Annotated in this window: 17 protein-coding genes; 3 read left to right on the plus strand and 14 right to left on the minus strand. The window is 68.5% G+C overall.

Features of this window, described 5'->3' with window-relative positions; genetic code table 11:
- Position 1 precedes the first annotated feature (1 nt).
- From ACFVM3_RS18080 to ACFVM3_RS18120, 9 genes are read right to left on the minus strand one after another with little or no spacing between them, the layout of a single operon-like run.
- Entirely contained in the window at positions 2-283 is a 282-nt protein-coding gene (locus tag ACFVM3_RS18080; protein ID WP_378439943.1) for a PAAR domain-containing protein, read from the minus strand.
- Between the two features lie 11 nt (positions 284-294).
- Positions 295-2,115, minus strand: coding sequence for a VgrG-related protein (locus tag ACFVM3_RS18085; RefSeq protein ID WP_378439945.1), 1,821 nt, complete (start codon positions 2,113-2,115; stop codon positions 295-297).
- Positions 2,108-2,872 carry a peptidase M23 gene (locus ACFVM3_RS18090; RefSeq protein ID WP_378439947.1) on the minus strand — a complete coding sequence of 255 codons (765 nt, stop codon included), beginning with the start codon at positions 2,870-2,872 and terminating at the stop codon, positions 2,108-2,110. Before ACFVM3_RS18090 ends, ACFVM3_RS18085 begins: the two co-directional genes overlap by 8 nt.
- A gap of 2 nt (positions 2,873-2,874) precedes the next feature.
- Positions 2,875-3,321: a phage tail protein gene (locus tag ACFVM3_RS18095; protein WP_378439948.1), complete on the minus strand. Its 447-nt coding sequence runs from the start codon at positions 3,319-3,321 to the stop codon at positions 2,875-2,877.
- Between the two features lie 11 nt (positions 3,322-3,332).
- On the minus strand, positions 3,333-5,687 hold the full coding sequence (locus ACFVM3_RS18100; RefSeq protein WP_378439950.1) for a hypothetical protein: 2,355 nt from the start codon (positions 5,685-5,687) through the stop codon (positions 3,333-3,335).
- 7 nt (positions 5,688-5,694) lie between these two features.
- A complete protein-coding gene (locus tag ACFVM3_RS18105) occupies positions 5,695-5,853 on the minus strand; it encodes a DUF6760 family protein (RefSeq protein WP_016333592.1) in 159 nt (52 codons plus the stop codon).
- Positions 5,850-6,290 carry a hypothetical protein gene (locus tag ACFVM3_RS18110; RefSeq protein ID WP_378439952.1) on the minus strand — a complete coding sequence of 147 codons (441 nt, stop codon included), beginning with the start codon at positions 6,288-6,290 and terminating at the stop codon, positions 5,850-5,852. Before ACFVM3_RS18110 ends, ACFVM3_RS18105 begins: the two co-directional genes overlap by 4 nt.
- A gap of 4 nt (positions 6,291-6,294) precedes the next feature.
- On the minus strand, positions 6,295-6,738 hold the full coding sequence (locus tag ACFVM3_RS18115; protein WP_125684688.1) for a phage tail protein: 444 nt from the start codon (positions 6,736-6,738) through the stop codon (positions 6,295-6,297).
- Positions 6,739-6,753: 15 nt separating this feature from the next.
- Entirely contained in the window at positions 6,754-8,295 is a 1,542-nt protein-coding gene (locus tag ACFVM3_RS18120; RefSeq protein WP_378439954.1) for a phage tail sheath family protein, read from the minus strand.
- Between the two features lie 188 nt (positions 8,296-8,483).
- Here ACFVM3_RS18120 and ACFVM3_RS18125 point away from each other — a divergent pair, with 188 nt between their 5' ends.
- The gene (locus ACFVM3_RS18125) at positions 8,484-11,783 is read left to right on the plus strand and encodes a hypothetical protein (RefSeq protein ID WP_378439956.1); all 3,300 of its coding nucleotides are present in this window, start codon (positions 8,484-8,486) and stop codon (positions 11,781-11,783) included.
- A gap of 169 nt (positions 11,784-11,952) precedes the next feature.
- On the opposite strand, the gene ACFVM3_RS18130 is transcribed toward ACFVM3_RS18125, so the two are convergent.
- The 3 genes from ACFVM3_RS18130 to ACFVM3_RS18140 form a co-directional block, all read right to left on the minus strand.
- A complete protein-coding gene (locus ACFVM3_RS18130; RefSeq protein WP_378439958.1) occupies positions 11,953-12,684 on the minus strand; it encodes a DUF4157 domain-containing protein in 732 nt (243 codons plus the stop codon).
- A gap of 112 nt (positions 12,685-12,796) precedes the next feature.
- Complete coding sequence (locus tag ACFVM3_RS18135) at positions 12,797-14,785, minus strand: ATP-binding protein (RefSeq protein ID WP_378439960.1); 1,989 nt, start codon at positions 14,783-14,785, stop codon at positions 12,797-12,799.
- Positions 14,782-15,441, minus strand: coding sequence for a DUF4255 domain-containing protein (locus tag ACFVM3_RS18140; RefSeq protein ID WP_378439962.1), 660 nt, complete (start codon positions 15,439-15,441; stop codon positions 14,782-14,784). The genes ACFVM3_RS18135 and ACFVM3_RS18140 overlap by 4 nt, the downstream gene beginning before the upstream one ends.
- Positions 15,442-15,915: 474 nt before the next feature.
- Here ACFVM3_RS18140 and ACFVM3_RS18145 point away from each other — a divergent pair, with 474 nt between their 5' ends.
- The gene (locus ACFVM3_RS18145) at positions 15,916-17,004 is read left to right on the plus strand and encodes a hypothetical protein (RefSeq protein ID WP_378439963.1); all 1,089 of its coding nucleotides are present in this window, start codon (positions 15,916-15,918) and stop codon (positions 17,002-17,004) included.
- A 71-nt stretch (positions 17,005-17,075) separates the two neighbouring features.
- Here ACFVM3_RS18145 and ACFVM3_RS18150 read toward each other — a convergent pair whose 3' ends face one another.
- Positions 17,076-17,852, minus strand: coding sequence for a S1 family peptidase (locus tag ACFVM3_RS18150; protein ID WP_378439965.1), 777 nt, complete (start codon positions 17,850-17,852; stop codon positions 17,076-17,078).
- 141 nt (positions 17,853-17,993) lie between these two features.
- Positions 17,994-18,551: an SMI1/KNR4 family protein gene (locus tag ACFVM3_RS18155; protein WP_378439967.1), complete on the minus strand. Its 558-nt coding sequence runs from the start codon at positions 18,549-18,551 to the stop codon at positions 17,994-17,996.
- Positions 18,552-18,646: 95 nt separating this feature from the next.
- On the opposite strand from ACFVM3_RS18155, the gene ACFVM3_RS18160 reads away from it, so the two are divergent.
- Positions 18,647-19,429: a hypothetical protein gene (locus ACFVM3_RS18160; RefSeq protein WP_378439969.1), complete on the plus strand. Its 783-nt coding sequence runs from the start codon at positions 18,647-18,649 to the stop codon at positions 19,427-19,429.
- Positions 19,430-19,734: the final 305 nt, after the last annotated feature.

The following is a 19,734-nucleotide window of genomic DNA, read 5'->3' on the forward strand; positions in this document are numbered from 1 at the left end:
CTCAGCCTCCGATCAGGACGGTCGGGCAGCCCAGGATGATCGGCGCGCCGCAGGCGGCCAGATCACCCATCCGGGCCGCGGGCAGGCCGCCGATCAGCACCGTCGGGCAGCCCGGCGGCGCTATCGGCGTCGGCGGATGCACCGCGGGCGGCGGGAACGAGCAGGTGTGCATGGTGCCGACCGTGGCGGCGGGCATCCCGCCGATGAGCACGGTCGGTACCCCTGGTCCGGCGAGGACGCCAGGGTGCCCGGTCGGATCGCCGACCCTCGCTGCTGGTGGCATGCCTGTTCCCCTCAGTTGATCTTGACGACACTGCCGCGCACGGTCACGGCGCCGCTCGCGCTCAGCTCCGCCTGGCCCTGCCCCTTGACCGAAACCGTCGCGCCTTCGACCTTCACGCCCGCCGTGCCCGACAACTTCAGGCTTGCGCTCGCCTCGACGGTCGCCTCGGTCGCCGAGTTCACGGAAACCTTCTGGCCCTTGAGCTCCAGTGGGCCGCTGCCCGCGTCGATGCTCACCCCGTTCCGCGCCTTCACCGTGATGCCCTTGCCGCTGGTCACTTCGATCATCTGGTTCTTCTGGTCGAGCTTGACCACCAGCTTCCCGTCCCCGGACGCGACGATGACGCCGTCCTGTTCGGCGAATTCGAGCTTGTGTCCCTTGCGGGAGACGAAACCCCGTACGGCGATCTCACCGCTGTTGCCGTCGATCGGCGACGCGGTGAACTTCGGGACCGCGTCGGCACCGTTGAAGAGCCCGCCGAGGACGTACGGGGCTTCGAAGTCACCTTGTTCGAAGCCCACGAGCACCTCGTCGCCGACCTCGGACATGACCATCGCGCCCCGCCCGTTCCCGGCGCCGGGCTGCACCGTGCGTGCCCAGTTGCTGGTGAAGTTCTGATCCAGCCAGGGAAAGGTCAGCTTGACCCGGCCGAGCCCGGCGGGATCCTTCACGTCACTGACCACCGCGGGCACCACGCCGGGCCACGTCGACGTCCTGGGGCCACCGGCGACCAGCCCGTAGAGAGACCGTTCCTGACGCCCGGAGACGGTGAATTCGGTGGTGTAGCCGACCTCCGCGGTGAAGAGGTGCCGGGTACTGGTGAGCGTGTACTTGCCTGCGAACGGTTTGCCGACGCCGGTCAGCGTCACCGCCGCGCCCGCCCGGAGCTTCGGGTTGCCCTTGGCCACCCCGTCGAGCTCGGTGCAGGCGCTGCCGAGCCGTTCGGACAGCGCGACCGCCGCCGCCTTGGCCTCGGCCTGGGTCCGGCGCGGCGTATCCGCCGACACGTATTTGGGGCTGGAGAACTTGTTCGCGAGCGCGACCGGGTCGACGCCCTCGACCTCGGTTCCCGCGTTCTTCGGCTTCTCGACGGCCACCACGGCCTTCTTCGTTTCGATGTCCCAGCCGCGGGCCTCGACCTCGGGCACCTGCTCGGCCGCGGTGACGCTGGCGCGCAGGCTGACCAGGGTCCGATGCGCCTCGAGCACCAGCGGGTCGGTGTGGGCCTTCGCGGTGGTGGCAGGTGCGGCCGAAGGCTTCTCCGCGAGGCTGAAGTCCAGCGCGCCATCGCGCACCGCGATCTGGGCGCCGACCGCTTCGGCCAGCCGGGACAGGAACTCCCAATCGCTGACGTTGTCCTGGCTGAACTGCGAATGCGGGCGGCCGCCGACACCGGGGACCCGGTCGATCTTGCCGGCCTTCAGCCCGGCCCGCTGAGTCACCTTCATGACGACGTCGGCGACGCTCATCCCCGGGTAGACCGCGACCCGCCTGCCGCGGAACAGCCGGTGCGCGTGGTCGTAGCCGCGTACCTCGGTGAAGGTCCCGATCCGGTCGAGGTCGATCGCGACCGCGGTGACCTCACCGGAAAGCAGTTCCTGCGGTGCTTCGGGATCGGAGGTCTGCACCTTCAGCTTGATCTCCGCGCCGACGGTGAACTTCCCCTTGTCCAGCACCACGTGCCCGGAATCGCGGAAGCGCAGGACGAACATGTCCGGCAGGTTCCGGCTGTCGTCGACATAGGCGTACGAGAGCAGTGTCTTCACGTCGTCGGGCAGCGGACCGCCGGCGACCTCGACGATGAGGTTGTTCGCGAAACTCTCGTTAGCCATCGAGTTCCTCCAGCGCCGGCACGAGCAACCGGGTGCCTGGCCGCATCCGCATCGGGTCGTCGATGTCGTTGGCGTCGGCGATCGCGCGCCATTTCGCCGCGTCGCCATACGCCCGGAACGCCACCGCCTGCAGGGAATCACCGGCGACGAACACATGGGTGTCCCGTGCCGCCAGCGCTCCTGAAGTCGGGTTCTGCCCGCTCAGCTCGCCGGCGATCTCCTCCAGGTTCACCGTGCACACCGCGCGCACCGGAGTGCCCGACGGGGTGAACAGGGTGTACTTCGCGGTCACACTGGCGACGTAAGCGGGGAAGCCGGTCATCCCGCCCCATTTGAAGATCACCCACGGCGGCGAACCCTTGCCGTGCTGGCGGCTTTCCTCGGTGGCGACGCAGCAGGTGAAGAGCTGCTCGACCTTTTTGACGACGGCGTCGTCCATCTTGTCGGTGGCGTCGAGGAACATCTCCAGCGCGAGTTTGCACGGGTCCGAGCCCTTGAACTCGGGCGGTCCGCTCTTCTTCGCGTTGCGCTGCGGATCCCGCCCCCACTTGGCGTTCTTCGTGAGCGAGAGTTCCTTGGGGTTGAACTGGAACTTGATCTCGAACAGCTTGGCGCCGGGTTGGCCGGTGCCACCGGACTGCGGTGGTTTACGGACCTCGAGCAGCGCGCGCTGGAGGTTGTTCGGCGCCGGTTCGCCGGAGCCGTACGCCGCGGGCGGCTGGGAACCGGCGGAGGTGAACGTGACGGGCGAGGACATGGCTAGCCCTTCTTCGCCGGGCTGAGGAAGCCGTGGTGGGCAAGTTCGAGGGTCTCGGTGGCGACCTTCGGCGAGTCGGGCGAAAGTTGCGGCCCGCTCCAGCGCACGGGGACGACACCCTCCAGCGACCAGCTGGCGATCACGGTGCCTTCGAGGGTGCGCGCTTCGATGGTCGCGGTCTTGCGCTCGATACCGCCCGCCATGGCGGCGAACCACTTCGTGATCTGCGAGCTGGCTTCGGTGACCGGACGGGAGAGCTTGACGTTGGAGTACTTGATCCGCGTCGGGAGCTGCCAGACCATACCGTTGTTGCCGCCCTCCTCCCGCTGCTCCATGACGAACTCGCAGCCCAGCCCGTCGCAACTGCTGAACGCGCCGAGGTTGCCGAGGTTCTTGTCGTCGAGCTTGACGACGTAGCAAACGGCGACGGCTTCTTCCGCGTCCGGCATCGGCTTCTCCTTCAGTGCGGGCGATCGGTGAGCGCGCCGCGGCGCTCACGGTCGAGGCGGAGTTCGGTCTTCAGCCGCCGGAGCAACGGGTCGAACAGCTTCTTGACGAGTTCCTCGGTCTCCGGCTGCGGGACCGGTGCCGTCACACCCGTCGTCGGGGCCGCGGGCACCTGCGCCTCGACCGGTGGTGCGGCGGGCTCCGGCGGTGGTGCTTCCGGCACGCGCTGCACGACCGGAGTCTCGGCTTGTCGCGAAATGACGACGGGCGGCTGGTTGGGCACGAAGCCGGTGCCGTGGTCGACGGGCTCGCTCGCCCCGGTGCGTTGCGCGGTCCGCAGAATGTCCATTGTGGATTTCGGATGGTTCCCGGCTTCGGCCATCCTCGCCACCGGCAGCGGCACGGAACGCTCGGCGCTCATAAGGGTTCCGCTGTCCGGCTTCGGCGAGTAGGGAGCCGGTTCGACGCCATCGGCGCTCCTCGCGACCGGAAGCGCCGCCGTCGGCAGCCGGAAGGCTTCGCCGTCCTTCCGCGGAGCTACCTGCGACATCGTGCCTGGCTCGGCCGCGAGCGTCGCCGAGACGAGCGGACTCGGTTCGTCGGCGCGCTGCACCGTTCGTGGCGTCGCGCCGTCCACGACCCGGACGGACGGCAGCGGGCTCGTGATCCTCGGAGCCTCGATCACGCGGGACACGGCCAGTTCCGGTAGCGGTGTGGCCGCACCGCTACCGCTCATCGACGCGGTACCGACGGTGAGGGTCGGCCGGCTCGGCGGCAGGGTTCCCGACGGCTGGGTCACCGCCGCCGGTACAGGCCATGCCGCGGCCGCGCCGACCACTCGTGCCACCGGCAGCAGTGGCGTCGAGACCATCGATGCCGGTGGCGCGCTCGCGGAGCCGCCCGGCGACCCAGGCGGCTCTGAGATTTCCGGTGTCCCGGAGGAATTCCGCGGTGGTTCGAGCGAGCGGACGGTGATGCCGGGCGACGACGCGACCGTCGGCAGGCTCGGTGGCGGCTCGACCGCCCGCGAGACCGAGATCCGCGCATCTGCCGCCGGTTCCCCTGGTGATCCGTCCTGCAGGCGCCGCACCGGCTGCGGCGCGTCCTGGTGTTTCGGAGACAGAAGTTCCAGAGCAGGTTCGACGACCGAACGCTGAAAGGTCGTCGGTGTGGATGTCAAAGACGGTGACGACGGAGCCTGCGTCGGCGTCTCCACGGACGCGGCCGGGGAGACCACCGGCCGCGGGAGCGCCTCCGCCACCGGTTCCCGAGCGGAGGTCTCCTCGGACGGCGCTGTGGGCAGCACCGGGGTCTCGACGGCACCCGCCAGCGGCGCGTCCGCTTCGGTGACGCTTTCTTCGACTACCGGTACGGGCACGGCAACACCCGGCTCGACACCCGAGGGCACCGACGCCCGGGCATCGCCCGAGTCCGGCAAGATCGGTGCGCCGAGTCCCAGCCGCCGCGGAGCCACCTCGCTCTGTTCGGTCCGCTGGACCACCGGGAGGGCGGGCCGCGGTGGTTCGACCGGCGGTGGTGTCGCCACCGCCGAGGCAAGTGGTTCGGCGGGGACCGGGTCCGGAGCCTTGACCGGCACGGTCTCGAACGACTCTGTCTCGAACGGCCGGGTCTCGAACGGCTCGGCATCAGCCAGGTCGGGCTCCGACGCTATCGGGCCTCGTTCGGTCTGAGGAGTCCCGGCCAACGGCGGTTCGGCGTACATCGGAGCGGGTTCGACCGAGGGAACCGGCGTGCGAGGAGGAGCCGGGGCTTCCGACCGGATCGCCTGGACCGTCCTCACCGGCGGACGCGCAGAAGCCGCCGACAGGCCCGCGGACGTCAACGGCATCGGCGGCCGGTCGGGTTCCCGTGTCGCGGCCGCGACGGCCGGTAGCACGAAGGTGGCCGTCGGCTCGAAAACCGGTCCCGGCTCGGCAGGCGACGGCTCCTCGGCCGCCACCGAAGACACGGATTCCTGTTCGGGGACAAGGCTTTCGGGCGCCGGAGTGGCCGGTCCGGCAGTGCGCTGCACCGACATTCCCCACAGACGTGACAGAACACCGCGTTTGCGGGCAGACCGCTGCACCACGGGCATGTCCGGTACCCGCGGCTCGGCCGTGCGAGGGTGCGCGAGACCGCCGATGACACCCGCGGGTTCCGCTGGACCGACCCGATGGCCCAGCGGCTCCAGGTAGGCCGGGCTCCGCCAGGACGTCAACGAGGAACTGAACCGCTGCACCGGGTTGATCAGGGGATGCTCGGCGACGACGCGCTGGATCGGCGGCAGGCTTCGCCATTCGGCACGGGTCACCGGCAGGGTGACCGGTGACTGCGGCTCCGAGAGCGGCTTCCTGCGCCATGTCCACATCGCGGCGTCACCGTCCCTCGCTCATCCGAGTGTTGATCCGGGCGATCTCGGCGACGTAGGTCAACCGGTCGTGGTGTTCGAGGTCGAGAATGTCGTCGAGCGACCAGTGCAGGTGGTAGGCGACGTACGCGACCTCCTCGTGCAGCCGTCCGGCCGCGTACGTCACGATTCCCCCAGGCGGCCGCCTGCGACATCGACGACGAACTCGTGGCCGCACTCCGGGCAGGCGACACCCGCCCGCGTATGGCCTTCGCTATTGATGCGCCGGTACATGTCCTGCAGGAACGCCAGATCCGAGGCGAACAGGTTCTCGATGACGCCGGCGTGCACGTCGGTGACGTCGCCGATCCGGGTGATCACCCTGGCCAGCAGCACGACCGTCAGGAAGGCCGAGTTCTCCCGGACCCGGTCGTCCCGCAGCGGGACGAGTTCGTCCCGCGCGGTCGCCAGCCGCATCACCCCCGAGTGGTGCACCTTCCCCGCGTCGTCGACGTACCCGCGCGGGAGTTCGAACGCGAACTCGGTCCGCAGCTTCGGCCGCGCCCGCTCCTCCGGTACGACGGAGGTTTCCTCGGCCGGCGCCGACGCCATCACCCTGCGCATGGGCTCACTCGACTTCCATCTGCTCGTAGGTGATCACGAGCTTCTCGGTGAGCACACTGGTGTCGCCCGCCTTCAGCGCGCCGATCTCCAGGCTCTTCGGCCAGGCGTTGGTGAGCTTGTAGCGCTTGAGCGCGGTGCCTTCGTAGTCGTAGACGATGATCGCGCCGCCTTTGCGAGCGGAACCCATCTTGCCGAAGTGCGCGTCCTTGACCCACTTCTCGAAGCAGCTGTCGTCGGTCAGCCCACGGGTCAGTGTCACCTCGCCCGCCTTCGGGCGGCCGGGGAGCTTCTTGATGACGTACTTGCCGTCCGCGGTGTTCTGCTTGAGCTCGATGACGTCCTGCTCCATCTTCAGTCCGGAGACCTCGGAGATCTGCTTGATCTGAACGCCGTCGATCTCGAGCCCGAAGGAGTGGCCGACGGCCTTGTCAAGATCGGGAAGTGCCATTTCGGAGCCCTTTCACTATTCGTTGACCAGGCTGGTGCCGCCGGACATCTGGGCCAGCCGGAAGATCACGAACTCCGCCGGTTTCACCGGCGCGATGCCCACTTCGCAGATCACCTGGCCGAGATCGATCCCCTCGGCCGGGTTGGTCTCCCGGTCGCATTTCACGAAGAAGGCCTCGTCGGGGGTGAGGCCGAACAACGCGCCCTTGCGCCACTCCATCACCAGGAAAGCGCTGATCGTGCGCCGGATCCGCGCCCACAGCGCGTCGTCGTTCGGCTCGAACACGACCCACTGGGTGCCGTTGAGGATCGATTCCTCCAGGTAGTTGAACAGCCGCCGCACGTTGAGGTAGCGCCACGCCGGGTCGCTCGACAACGTGCGCGCTCCCCAGATCCGGATCCCCTTGCCCGCGAAGGAGCGCACACAGTTCACGCCGATCGGGTTGAGCAGCTCCTGCTCCGCCTTGGTCAGATGCGTCTCGAGCGCCAGCACGCCGCGAACGACCTCGTTCGCCGGTGCCTTGTGGACACCGCGAGTCGCGTCGGTGCGCGCCCACACCCCCGCCATGTACCCGCTCGGCGGCACGTACGTATTGGTCCCGCTGGCGGCGTCGAGCACCTGCACCCACGGGTAGTACAAAGCCGCGTATTTCGAGTCGTACCCGGCTTGGTCCATCCGCCACGTGCGGATCTCCTGCGGGTTGAGCCCGGGCGGCGGGTCGACGATCGCCATCCGGTCACCCATCAGCTCGCAGTGCGCGATCATCGCCAGTTGCACGGCCTTGACGCCGTCGAGGTCGATCAGGTCACGCTGGTGGGCGGCCATCAGATCCGGTACGGCGACCATGGTGATCTCGTCGATCGCCTCCAGGCCACCGAAACCGGTGCGATCGGCGACGTCGCCGACATAGTCGTCGGCCGCGATGCGACGCGGGACGGGCGGTGGCTGCGGCGGCTCGGTGAGCACGGCGGTGCCCCGGTCCGGCTTCGCCACCGCGCCGGCGGTCGCGAGCTCTTCGATCGTGATGAAGCTCGACTTCTCGCGCACCGACGTGACGACGTTCTCCTTGGTGCGCTTGGTGGTCACGTTGTGGGTCTCGACGACCTTGCCGTCCTTCTTGACGAGTACGGTGAACCGGTCGTCGCCGGGGTTCTCCCCGGCCGGTTCCGCGACCTCGACGGTGAGTTCACCGGGCTGGCCACCGCCCGAGAGTTCCTTCGCGACGAATCGGTAGCCGCCGAGCACGGCCTGGCGCGTCGCGGCCTTCGGTGCCGCACCGTTTTCCTGGCCCCGAGGGCCGCCGATGCGGACGATGTAGCAGTTGGCCCCACCGTTGAGGAAATAGCCGTAGACCGACTGGGCCAGATAGCAGCCTTCGACGAAGTCGCCGAACGTCTGGGTGAACTGGGTCCAGTTGGACACCAGCGTGGGCGTGTTGAAAGGGCCGTCCGCCGCGAATCCGACGAAGGCGGCGACAGCGGTGCCCACACCCTCGATCGGCCGGGCGCCCGCCTCGATCTCCTCGACGTACACACCCGGCGTGAGATAGGTGGGCATGCGAGCCTCCCTTGTCGGCGCACTCTCTGTCATCGGCGATGCTCCTGCGTGGACGTTCGCGGCGAAACGACCGAGCGGATAGGTCAGCGGGAACCAATCTCTGCCCGAAAAGGCAACTGCCCGTTCGGGCAGCGGGGCCCGCCCTTCCGGCTGTTGGCATCCGGCCCGGCGAAGCCGAAAGTGAAGGGATGCCGGCGGGCCGGGACAAAGTGGCACAACCCCCGGCCGCGCGACCCACGCGGCCGGTCAAGCCCGCGCGCCGTGCCACCCCGCCGGCGCTGCTGCGGCTTCAGGCCACCGCGGGCAACGCGGCGGTGACGAAGCTCGTCGGTTTGCAGCGCAGCACCTGCCCTGCTCCCCCGGTCGCGCCGACGGGTGTGACGCCCGCGTCGGACCCCAAATTCCAGTCGCTGAAGAAGGACGTCAGCGGACAGGCGAAAACTGCCAAGGCTCATCCGCCCGCCGGCGCGGAGGTCAAGAAGGCGCAGGACGCTTCGGTCGCGCCCGCCGACGACAAGGAGGCCCAGGCCAAGGCGGCGCAGGCGGACAAGATGGCCGCCGCCAAACCGGCAGGGTTCGACAAGGCCGCCTTCATCGCCGCGGTCAACGCCGCCGTGGCCAAGCAGGCACCGAAGAATCTCGACGAAGCCGACAAGTTCGCCTCCTCCGGCAAGGCGAACCAGATCAAGTCCGAAGTGCTGGGCAAGGTCACCAGCGGCAAGGACGCTTCCGCCAAGGACGTCACCGACCGCACCAAGGAAGCGCCGGATACCAGCAGGGCCACGGAAAAACCGGTGAAACCGCTGCCGGAGACCCCGCCACCGCCCGCGTTGTCCCCGCCGGACGCGCGCAAGGCCACGCCGGACAAGGCCCCGCCCGGCCAAACCGACCTGCGCGCCGGCCAGTGCGAAACCCACGGCAAGATGGCCGAGGCCGGGGTCACCGACCAGCAGCTGGCACAGTCCAACGAGCCCGAGTTCACCGGCGCGCTCGCGGCGAAACGCGAAGGCGAACAGCACACGGCGTCGGCCCCCGCGGCGGTTCGCGAGTCGGAAGCGGGACAATTGGCCGCCGTCACGGACGCGGCGCAGGCGTCCGGACAGGCCGCGATGGCGGGTATGACCGGCGCGCGGTCGTCCGCCGGCCAGCGCGGGCAGGCGGCGAAGTCGGCCACGAAAGCCAAGGACGAGCAGGACCGGGCCCGGATCACCGGGGAGATCAAGGCGATCTTCGAAGAGACCAAGACGAAGGTCGAGGCGGTCCTCGGCGCACTCGACGATCAGGTGGCCACACGGTTCGAGACCGGCGAAGCGGCGGCGAAAGCCGCGTTCACCGCCGACCACCAGGCCCGGATGAAGAAGTACAAGGACGAACGCTACGACGGCGTCACCGGTGCGGCCCGCTGGAGCTACGACCTGTTCGCCGGACTGCCAGCCGAAGCGAACAACCTCTTCCTCGAAGCCAAGAAGGTCTACGAGTCGAAGATGCAGGGCGTCATCGGCGAGATCGCCGATTTCGTCGGCGGGCAGCTCAGTGAAGCGAAACGGCTGATCGCCGAAGGTCGCGAGCGAGTGCGGCAGAAGGTCGACTCGCAATCCCCGGCGCTGCGCAAGATCGCCGGCGAGGCCGCCAAGGAGTTCGGCGGCCAGTTCGACGAGCTCGAAAGCTCCGTCGACGAGAAACAGCAGGCACTGGTCGAGGATCTGGCACAGAAGTACAGCGAAGCCCGCAACGCCGTCGACGAGGAGATCAAGACGCTGCAGGCGGAGAACAAAGGCCTGTGGGACAAGGCGAAGGAGGCGGTCGGCGGCGCGATCGACACGATCCTCAAGCTGAAGGACATGCTGCTGGGCGTGCTGTCGCGGGCGGCGAACGCGGTCGGCCTGATCATCGCCAAACCGATCGAGTTCCTCGGCAATCTGGTCAACGCGGTCAAGACCGGCGTCATGAACTTCGGCGCGAACATCGTGCAGCACCTCAAGGACGGCCTGAAGGGCTGGTTGCTCGGGAACCTGGCGAGCGCGGGCATCGAGATCCCGGAGTCCTTGGACGCCAAGGGCATCCTGAAGATGGTCATGTCGATCCTCGGGCTCACTTGGGCGAGTGTGCGCGCGCGGATTCTCCGCTTCATCCCGGAACCCGTGCTCGCCAAGCTGGAGCAGACCTTCGAGGTCGTCAAGATCCTGATCACCGAAGGGGTGCCGGGGCTCTGGCGCTGGGTGGTCGAGAAGCTGGGCGATCTCAAGGAGATGGTGCTCGGCCAGATCAAGGAATTCGTGATCGAGAAGATCGTCAAGGCGGGGATCACCTGGATCATCTCGATGCTCAACCCGGCGGCCGCGTTCATCAAGGCCTGCAAGGCGATCTACGACATCGTGCTGTTCTTCGTCGACAAGGCCGCCCAGATCAAGGAGTTCGTCTCGTCGGTGCTGGACTCGGTCGAGTCGATCGCCCGTGGCGGGGCGGGCGCGGTGGCGGGACTGATCGAGCGGACCCTGGCCAAGGCGTTACCGATGGTGCTCGGGTTCCTGGCGAGCCTGCTCGGGCTGGGCGGGATCTCGGAGAAGATCAAGTCGATCCTGGAGAAGGTCCAGGCTCCCGTCGGCAAGGTGATCGACACGGTCGTGGGGACGATCGTCAAGGCGGGCAAGAAGATCTGGTCGAAACTGAAGGGCAAGAAGGACAAGAAGAACGGCGAGGAGACACCCGGAGACGTACGAGGGCAGGTCAACTCCGAAATCTCCGCCAAACTACCCAGATCAGCGAAGGCCGGTGAAGTCCGCTCGGTCCTGCAGGGAATCTACAATACCTACCAGCCCAAAGGACTGAAGCGGATCGCGCTCGAAAGGTCCGACGGGAAAGCCGGTGTATTCGATGTCATGGTCACCTGCTCGCCATCGGCGGCCGCGGCCAAGGTGCTGGCCGCCATGCATTTGAAACTCGACGACCTCGACTTCAGCGAAGGCACGACTTGCGTGGCCACGGTCAACGGCCAGCACATCACGACATCGCGTGCCAAAGGACGCCATGCCGAACGCAAGTGCCTGACGATGATCAACCGCAGCTGGAAGAAGGTCACCGTGCCCGGCCAGCCTGTCGACATCGTGTTGCAGGTGACCCGTTCGCCGTGCAGTGAGTGCACTACGGCGATCATGAGCTTCAAAATGCTGAAAGAGGCAGGACAAGACGAGAAGGGGCGGACCAGGCCCAAACACGCGATCAACCTCACCATCCAGGTTGCGAGTGTGTACGAAGGCGAGGGAAGCGCGGTGGCCTCGACTTCGAAAGAAGACCTCGCCGAACTCCGGGATACGCACAAGGTCAATATCGAGGTGTGGGACATACTCGCGGTCATGAAGAAGAAACTCGGACGCGATGTCGAAGACAGCGATATCGGAGCGGAGACCAGGCGCAAGCTCGCCCAAAAAGCCCAGACATTGAACGAAGATCTGCAGAACCTCAGCGACGTGCGGATCGGACACGGTTAGGCGCTGTCCTGCAGGTCGACGCCTTCCCGCAAGTGGTTGTGTGCAGCCGGAGCGTGTCGCGAAAGCCACGTTCGCGACGTCTGATGTCCCGAAAGTGGCTTTCGCGACACCTGCGTGCGGAGACCGCCAACAGGACTTGCAGGACAGCGCCTAGCGCCGGTCGTTGGCGCTAGGAAGCCTCTTCTTCGGCCTCTTCCTCCCGCTGCACGTACGTCTGCGCCATCTTCTCCTCTTCGCCTTCCTCGGCCTCAGGAGCTTCTTCGCGCTGGACGTGCGCTTCGCCGTCGTCCGCACACCGCTGAACCGCAGGCCCTGTCGGCGACACAGCAGGAGCCGACATCAGCCGGTCCGCGTTCGCGACGGCCTCGCGCTCGAACCGGTCCGAGGGATCCGAAACCTTCACGCCACCACCGGCGTCGGTCCCGTCCACCGGCCCGCTCCGCTGCTGGACGACGTGCGTCAGCTCGTGCGCCAGCATGTGCTTGCCCGAATCCGAACCGGGGTCGTACTTGTCCCGCTGGAACACGATGTTCGAACCCACCGTGTAGGCCTGCGCGTTGACGGATTTCGCCGAGTCGTGCGCCGCGCCGTCGGTGTGCACCCGGACGTCGCCGAAGTCGTGCCCGAAGCGGCCCTCCATGTCCGCGCGCGTCGAGGCGTCCAAAGGCGCGCCGCCCGAGGTGACCACGTCGTGGACCGGGGAGCGCTCCTCCTCGACCAGGGTGCTCACGCCGGCGTTTCCCACCGCGCGCTGCAGATCCAGCATGCCCGCGGGACCGAGGACATCGGTGCGCCCGGCCGCGGCGGCGCGGCCCAGCAGACCGCCCTCGTCCCGGTCCACCCGATCGCCCTTGGGCCGCAAGCTCGGTTCAAGGTCGTTGTCGTGACTGTGCCCGCGCATGGTCCGCTCCCTCGGGTCGCTACGCCGCCTGCCAGCTTGCGCCGTCGCCGCGCCGCGCACCAGGCTGCTGTGCGCGGCCGAAGGGGTGGCATCGGCTGCCCGAACGGGCAGGTCAGCCGTCGGTCACCATCGCCAGATACGGACCGAACTCGCGGTCGAGACACAGTCTGCCCAGCTTGCGGTACTCCCGCGCGACCGCGCCGACCAGATCCGTCATCGCCACCGGGCGCCCTGCTTCCGCGGCCAGGTACGCACCGGTCACCGCGGCCGAGCGGATGTGCCCTCCGGCGAGTTCGAAGGCTTCGGCGAGGAAACCCAGGTCCAGGTCGTCGGCCCTGGGCATCCGGGCGCCGAGGCAGCGGTCCCACAACTGACGTCGCAGCTCGACGTCCGGCAACGGGAAGTCCACGATCACGTCCAGCCGCCGGGTGAACGCCTCGTCGAGGTTCGCCCGCAGGTTGGTGGCCAGCACCGCGATACCGTCGAATGTCTCCATCCGCTGCAACAGGTAGGCGCTTTCGATGTTCGCGTACCGGTCGTGCGCGTCACGAACCTCGGATCGCTTGCCGAAGATGGCGTCCGCCTCGTCGAACAGCAGCACTCCGTTGACGCCGGCGGCCTCGGTGAAGATCCGTTCCAGGTTCTTCTCCGTCTCGCCGACGTACTTGTCGACCACCGTCGCCAGGTTCACGGTGTAGAGATCCAGCCCCAACGAGGCGGCGACGACCTCGGCGGACATCGTCTTGCCCGTCCCCGAATCCCCGGCGAAGAGCCCCGTCACACCTCGGCCGCGGCCGCCGCCCGGCCGCATCCGCCACTCGTCGAGCACCTGGTCCCGGTAGCGCGCCCGCGCGGCCAGTTCGTCCAAAAGGGACAGTACGCCCGCCGGCAGCACGAGGTCGCTCCAGCCGACCGCGGGTTCGATCCGCCGGGCGAGCCGCTGCAGACCGGCCGCGTTCTGGCTCCGCGCTCCCGCGCGCAGGTGGGACGTCCGCACCGGCCCGCCATCGGCCAGCGCCGTCACCGACGCCGCCTTCGCCGCGCGGGCGATCTGTCCCGGCCCCAGCACGAAATGCGCGGTCGCCTCCCCCGGGTCGACATCCGGAGCGAGCCCGCCGTCGAGATGGCCGCGCCACAGATCCACCCGGCTCGCCGCGGACAGGGGGAAAGCGTCGAGCTGCAACGGCGGGATGGCGCTCCACCGCGGATCCCAGGCCCCGGTGCCGTGCAGGATCGACGGGACCGCCGGATGGGCGAGCTTCTCCAAGCGCGGGGAGTCGTCGACCGGGCCCAGCACCAGCCCCGCACCGCGCAGCAACGCCTCCCGCACGAGCGAACCGGTGAGCTCACCCTGTCCGGATTCCGCCTGCCACCGTGGCGCGTCGACCACCAGCGCGGGAAAACCGGCGGCGGTCAGTGCCGCGACACCGAGTTCTTCGGCACCTCCACCGGGATGCTCCCGCAGATAGACCAACCCGACCCGGCCTCTGATCGCACGGGTGAGCCGATCGGCCCCGGCCACGTCGGCGGAGTTCGTGCCGAGGCGCGCGCACCCGGCGAGTTCCGGGGCGAGCCGATCATCGCCCAGCAGGTGGTTCACGACCCGGTCAGGTACGCGGAGCGTGCGTGACAGGAAGGGGCGTTCCTGCTCCTCCATGGTGAGCAGACCGCAAGTGATCAGCGGAGCGTCGGCGTCGAGCCGCGCCCGGCCGGCGGCCGACGCTTCAGGGATTCCGCACAGCCGCAACGCCAAGCCCGCCGTCGCCCGGCGGCGGGTCACGTCGTCGTTGAGATAGCCGTAGAACTGCTCGAACCGGCTGTCGAGGTCGGGCGCGAGCGCGACCAGGAGCAGTTCGACGTCGACACCGGTGAGCCCCGCGCGCTGCGCCAACGGGTACAGGCGACCTTCGGGCACGGAGTCCGTGAACGGCGGGAACGGCTCGCGGTGGCCCTCCAGCAGCGCGTCGATCGTCTCGTTCGACAAGTACAGCCCGCGGAAGGGGTCGTCGGGGTTCGGGTCGGCGGCCCGGCGGCTCTCGACCGCGTCGCGGATCCGCTGTTCGAGCCGGGCCAGCCGCCCGAACAGGTACTCCAGGCTCATCGGGACTTCCGGTGGGTACGCGCCATCGCGACCCTGCGCTGCCCTTCGACCGCCCCGCTCTCCGCCACATGGTGCCCGATCAGCTCGCCGTCGCGGGTGTCGAGCTTCAGGCCTTCCTGCGGCGGCCGTTCGGCCGGGTACACCCGTCCACTGTGGACCGGCGCGGACACGACGACGTCGAGCGACGGTTTCAGTTCGCCGCCCAACGCCGTCCAGACGTCGGCGAACGCCCGGTCCTCGGGCGGCGGCAACGCGACCGTCATCGGCACCGGCAGGCCCAGCTCGGCCAGCGACCCGGTGAGCGCCGACTCCGGGACGGCGTCGTGGCAGAGCAGGCCGAGCAACAGGTCGGACAGGACGCGGTGCTCGTCTTCCGGGCGCTGCGTCCACGCGGTGACGAGATAGGACAGCTTGATGTGCCGGGGCGGAAGGTGCCGCGCCGAGACCTTGCCGTGCGGGTCGTACTCGTTCAGCAGGCCACGCGAGCGACGTCGCAGATCCTCGCGTACGTCGTAGAGGTAGACGTTCACCGTGGGGGCGTTGCGCCGCGCCGCCCACTCCTTGGTAGGCGCGTCGAACGCGACCTCGATCTCGCTGCCGCGCCGGGCCTCGCCCCGGACCAGCCGCCGCAGCGCCTCATCGACCTCATGGATCACTGCGGACCTCCTCGGACGGCGGTCTTCCCACGATGATCGCGGCGGCGCCGACCGGCCAGCCGCGCGACGGCAGACCTTCGGGTACCCCTGGCTGCCCCTACGGGCAACGTGCGACGCGGCCGACGAGCCGATCACCAGCGGGTTCGCCGCTGGACATCGAGAGTAGGCTGGGTGTTGCAGCGCTCCTGCCCACGTTCGTCATCTGAAGGCTCTCGGCCATGAGGTCACAGTAACCAGGTCGGGCCCTACCGCAGTGGACAGGCCGCGGGCCTGCCCCGGCTGACGGCACAGGTTCTCTCGTTCCACCCGCACACCGCAGCCGGCTCTGGCCGGTCCGACTCACTCCACAGGAGATCCTCCATCAGTGTCCCCGTAGTCCTGCCGTACGCCGTCAGCGCTCCTCGTTCCCTCACCGACGTCTACGGCCCGGGTATCGCCGTCTGCGCGCGGCCCGAGCTGGCCGCCGCCGAACCAGTGAACAAGCACCGCCACAGCCGTGACGTTGTCTCCGCACGACCGATCGCCGTCGCGGCCGACCTGCCGGTGATCTGCAGCGCCGGTGGCACGGATCCGGAGCTGCTGGCGCTCCTGCGTGACAGCGGCCTGCCTGTCGGCACCGACCTGCGCGAGTTCCGAAGCGAACGGGAATTCACCGCGCGCGTGACCGAAGCGATGTCCGACGGCCTGCTGATGTCGATGGAGTACCCCCAGCCGACCACGCTGTGCCCGGACGAACGCGCGCTCAAAAGCGCGCAACTGGTCGGTTACCTGAACAACAAGGCCAGCATCACCACGTTGGTCGATCCGCGCTTCCAAGCGCACCGCAGCGTCGTGACCCGCGAGCAACTCGCGGAGGCGGCGCCGGCGGAGAAGTCGTGGGTGCTCAAGGCCGCGACCAACGACGCGCACGGCGGCAGCCTCGACGTATACCTGCACCGGGCCCATGAGCGGATCACACTGCCGTCGTTCACCGATGTACTCGGCGAGTTCGTCGTCGAGGAGTACCTGCGGATCCTGCGCAACTGGGGACTGCAGTTCTACGTGGGAGCGGACGCGCGGGCTCGGCTGCTCGCCGTGACCGAACAACGCGTCGACGCGACCGGGGTCTACACCGGCGGCAGATTCGGCGCGGTCACCACTCCCCCCGCCGAACTGCTCGCCGAATGCCTGGCGATCACCCAGCGCGCGGCCGATGTCGGCTACCGCGGCCTGTGCAGCCTCGACTGCGCCCAGACCCAGGACGGCCAGCAGGTCGTGCTCGACCTGAACTTCCGGATCACCAGCGGCTCGATCCCGTTGCTGGCGATGCAGTCCGTCCGCCCCGACGCCCTCGACCACCCCGCCGAGTCCGTGAAGCTGACCGTCGCCGGCTCGCTCACCGACCTGCTCGCCGAGGTCCGCCCGGCGCTGGCGGACGGTGGCCTGCTCATCGTGGCGGGCCATGACACCGGCCACACGGACAATCCGATCAGGCAAAGCACCCTGCAACTTCTGGTCCTCGGGGACGACCCCGACGAGGTGGCCGCTCGACGCCGCGCACTGGAAGAGAAGACCCGCCGGTAAGCCCGTCAGGGCTGTGTCGCGAAAGCCACTCCCGCGGTGCCGAAGAGCGGCTTTCGCGACACGCCCCGGCATCACGCCACGGTCGACGTTTGCCCGGCGATCCAGTCCCGGTACACCGTCACATCCGTCCAGATGCCGAGCCCGCTGGCGCATTTCGGATCCGCGTCACCATCGCGGCTGGTGGCACCGACCAGTTCCCATTCACCCGGCCTGCCCTTGATCTGCGGCCCGCCCGAGTCCCCGTAGCAGCCCATCGCGTCCGGCGTGTCGGAACCGGTGCAGATTTCCTTGCCCGTGGCCAAATTCCGGCAATCCTCCGCCGGCATGACCTTGGTGTCCAATTCCTGGAGGATCTCGGGAGCGCCGCAGTTCTGCTCGGCGCAGTGCTCGCCCCAGCCGAGGATCCGGGTCCCCGTTCCGGCGCCGCCCACGGCCTCGGCGATCTTGATCGGCCGCTCGGTCACCGGTTTGTCCAAGCGCACCAACGCGATGTCCCCGCCCGGCGGCTGCTGGCCGACGAAGTCCGGGTGCACGATGATCCGGCTGACCCCGGTCTCCGTGCCGCCGCTGTTGTGCTGCCGTGCCCCGATCCTGGTCCTGATCTGGTCCGGCCGCGCTCCCCGCACGCAGTGCGCCGCGGTCACCACCCAGTTCTCACTGATCAGCGAGCCGCCGCAGAAGTGCCTCCCGCCCTCCTGCAACGACACCATGAACGAATAGTCCTCGGTGGCGTCGCGCCCACCGATCACGTAGGGCGTCGGCCCGTCGGCCGCCGCGGCGATCCCCGGTACCAGCACTGCTCCCGCCGCGGCCAATCCGACCATCAGTACACCTGTTTTGCGAAGCATTTTCGTGAACTCCCCGTGGACGACGAATTGCTGACAGTCGTCACGCTATGGGGTGATGATCACCACTGGATCGGCTCATCGGCCGGGTGTACATCGGCCGAATGGCCGACCCAGCGTGACATCGCACCACGAGAAGCGACCTCAGCTGAGCTCGGGGATGACGAACGTGCTTTCTTCGACCTTGACGTGCCCGGCTTCGACGAGGTCGGCGGCACGGGAGAGGAAAGCGGTGAGCGACGGCGCTTTCGGCTCATCGAGGTCAGGCACGTTGGGGCGGGACACGACCTGACCCAGGGTGCCGCGGTCGCCGGGATCGAGGTCGAGGAAGTGGCAATCGCCCTGGAACGCGAGGAACGGCAGCCAGGATTCCGACCACACCGTCCACCGGTACCAGGAAGGTTGCTCGACCGGCGTCGCCAGGTCGCCGACCACGTCGGTCAGCATCCGGTGCGTCTCGATGATCTCGTCGATGGTCAGGAAATGCTGGTAGTTGAGCGGACCGTTCAGCTGGTCGGGGTCGTCCTGGCCCGCCGACACGGTCAGCAGGGCGCACAGGTCGGGCGGCGGGACCAGCCCCGTCTCGGAGGCGAGCCGGTCGAGGTCGCGCTCGGAAGCGCCGGGCAGGAACGGCGCGGCACCGGGTAGTTCCCGCTCGATCAGGCTTCGCAACCGGGCGAACTCGCGGGCGGTCTCGTTCATGGCGGCCAGTCTTCCAGAAACGCCGCGGAAACCTGGATGACCTTGTTCCGGCAGGCCAGTAGTCTCCAGCGGACAAGGCAACAGGGGGAATGATCATGGCCAGCCACTTCGAGGCGATCGGGATCGGCGTCGGCAACCAGGACGAGTTCGGGGAAATGGTGGTCTCGCTGATCGGCGCGGGCACGGCCCGGCAGATCGACAGGAAGATCAGCGAGCACGTGTGGACCGATCCTTCCGGCGCCCGGCTGGTCGCGCAGGTCCGCAAGGGCGAGATCGACTTCCTTCTGCCGTGCCTGGCGGGCACGGCGCCCGCGGTGCCGGTGCGCGACGTACGCCTTGTCGACGACGAGACCGCGATGCTCGACCTCCTCGACGGCGTCGCCGGGGAGATGATCTGCCCCGTCGCGGTCGAGCTGGAAGACCGAGCGGTCCTCGCCGACTCGGGCGGACGGCTCGAGTCCGGCTCCCTGGTGCTGGCGGCGCTCGCCGAAGACATCACCGTGCACGCCGACGCCGATGCCTACGCGGCCTCGCAGGACGAGGACGGACTGCAGTTCGCCGCCGACCACTTCATCCCGTCCGGCACCTTCGCGCTCGAGGAGCCCGCGCCCGGCTGGACGCCCTCCGCTCACGCGCTGTTCGCCGGCGAGGTCGTCGATGTCGAAAGTCCCGTGAACACCTTTACCGGCAAGGCATTCCATCGGATCCGGGTGCGGACCATCGCCGCGATCGAGCTCGACGTCGCCATCTCGGCCACCGAGCTGGCGCAGCCGCCCGCGCGCGGCAACATCGTGACGGGGACCTTCTTCCTGACCGGAAGGTTGGGACTACAGCCTTCCGACGCCGCGGAAAAGCGGCGCCGCTGGTTCCGGCGGTAGCTCTCGAAGACGGGCTTAGGCGGTGTCCTGCTTGATGCTTATATGTACGGGTTTCACGTGGGATCGCGAGTGACAAGGAGGGTTCTATCGAGGGGCAAGGCAAACGTGTCGTGGTCGACACCTCAGCGTCCCTCGAAGCCAGTACCCCGATGCTCGCGTCGCGAAAGCCACTTTCGGGACACCGGACGTCGCGAAAGTGGCTTTCGCGACATCCCCGAGAGCACCGGCGCCTCCCGTCACGATCGACCCCCACCCGGCCGACCGTCCACCGACGTTGCGAAAGCCACTTTCGCAACGCTAGAGGC

Source organism: Amycolatopsis sp. NPDC057786 (assembly GCF_042797905.1).
Taxonomy (GTDB): Bacteria; Actinomycetota; Actinomycetes; order Mycobacteriales; family Pseudonocardiaceae; genus Amycolatopsis.

Coding starts and splice junctions, on each gene's coding strand:
- ACFVM3_RS18130 (WP_378439958.1), bottom strand. CDS start 12,684: ATGCGCGGGCACAGTCACGACAACGACCTTGAACCGAGCTTGCGGCCC.
- ACFVM3_RS18095 (WP_378439948.1), bottom strand. CDS start 3,321: ATGCCGGACGCGGAAGAAGCCGTCGCCGTTTGCTACGTCGTCAAGCTC.
- ACFVM3_RS18120 (WP_378439954.1), bottom strand. CDS start 8,295: ATGCCCACCTATCTCACGCCGGGTGTGTACGTCGAGGAGATCGAGGCG.
- ACFVM3_RS18110 (WP_378439952.1), bottom strand. CDS start 6,290: ATGCGCAGGGTGATGGCGTCGGCGCCGGCCGAGGAAACCTCCGTCGTA.
- ACFVM3_RS18125 (WP_378439956.1), top strand. CDS start 8,484: ATGCCGGCGGGCCGGGACAAAGTGGCACAACCCCCGGCCGCGCGACCC.
- ACFVM3_RS18085 (WP_378439945.1), bottom strand. CDS start 2,115: ATGGCTAACGAGAGTTTCGCGAACAACCTCATCGTCGAGGTCGCCGGC.
- ACFVM3_RS18135 (WP_378439960.1), bottom strand. CDS start 14,785: ATGAGCCTGGAGTACCTGTTCGGGCGGCTGGCCCGGCTCGAACAGCGG.
- ACFVM3_RS18150 (WP_378439965.1), bottom strand. CDS start 17,852: ATGCTTCGCAAAACAGGTGTACTGATGGTCGGATTGGCCGCGGCGGGA.
- ACFVM3_RS18115 (WP_125684688.1), bottom strand. CDS start 6,738: ATGGCACTTCCCGATCTTGACAAGGCCGTCGGCCACTCCTTCGGGCTC.
- ACFVM3_RS18155 (WP_378439967.1), bottom strand. CDS start 18,551: ATGAACGAGACCGCCCGCGAGTTCGCCCGGTTGCGAAGCCTGATCGAG.
- ACFVM3_RS18160 (WP_378439969.1), top strand. CDS start 18,647: ATGGCCAGCCACTTCGAGGCGATCGGGATCGGCGTCGGCAACCAGGAC.
- ACFVM3_RS18080 (WP_378439943.1), bottom strand. CDS start 283: ATGCCACCAGCAGCGAGGGTCGGCGATCCGACCGGGCACCCTGGCGTC.
- ACFVM3_RS18090 (WP_378439947.1), bottom strand. CDS start 2,872: ATGTCCTCGCCCGTCACGTTCACCTCCGCCGGTTCCCAGCCGCCCGCG.
- ACFVM3_RS18100 (WP_378439950.1), bottom strand. CDS start 5,687: ATGTGGACATGGCGCAGGAAGCCGCTCTCGGAGCCGCAGTCACCGGTC.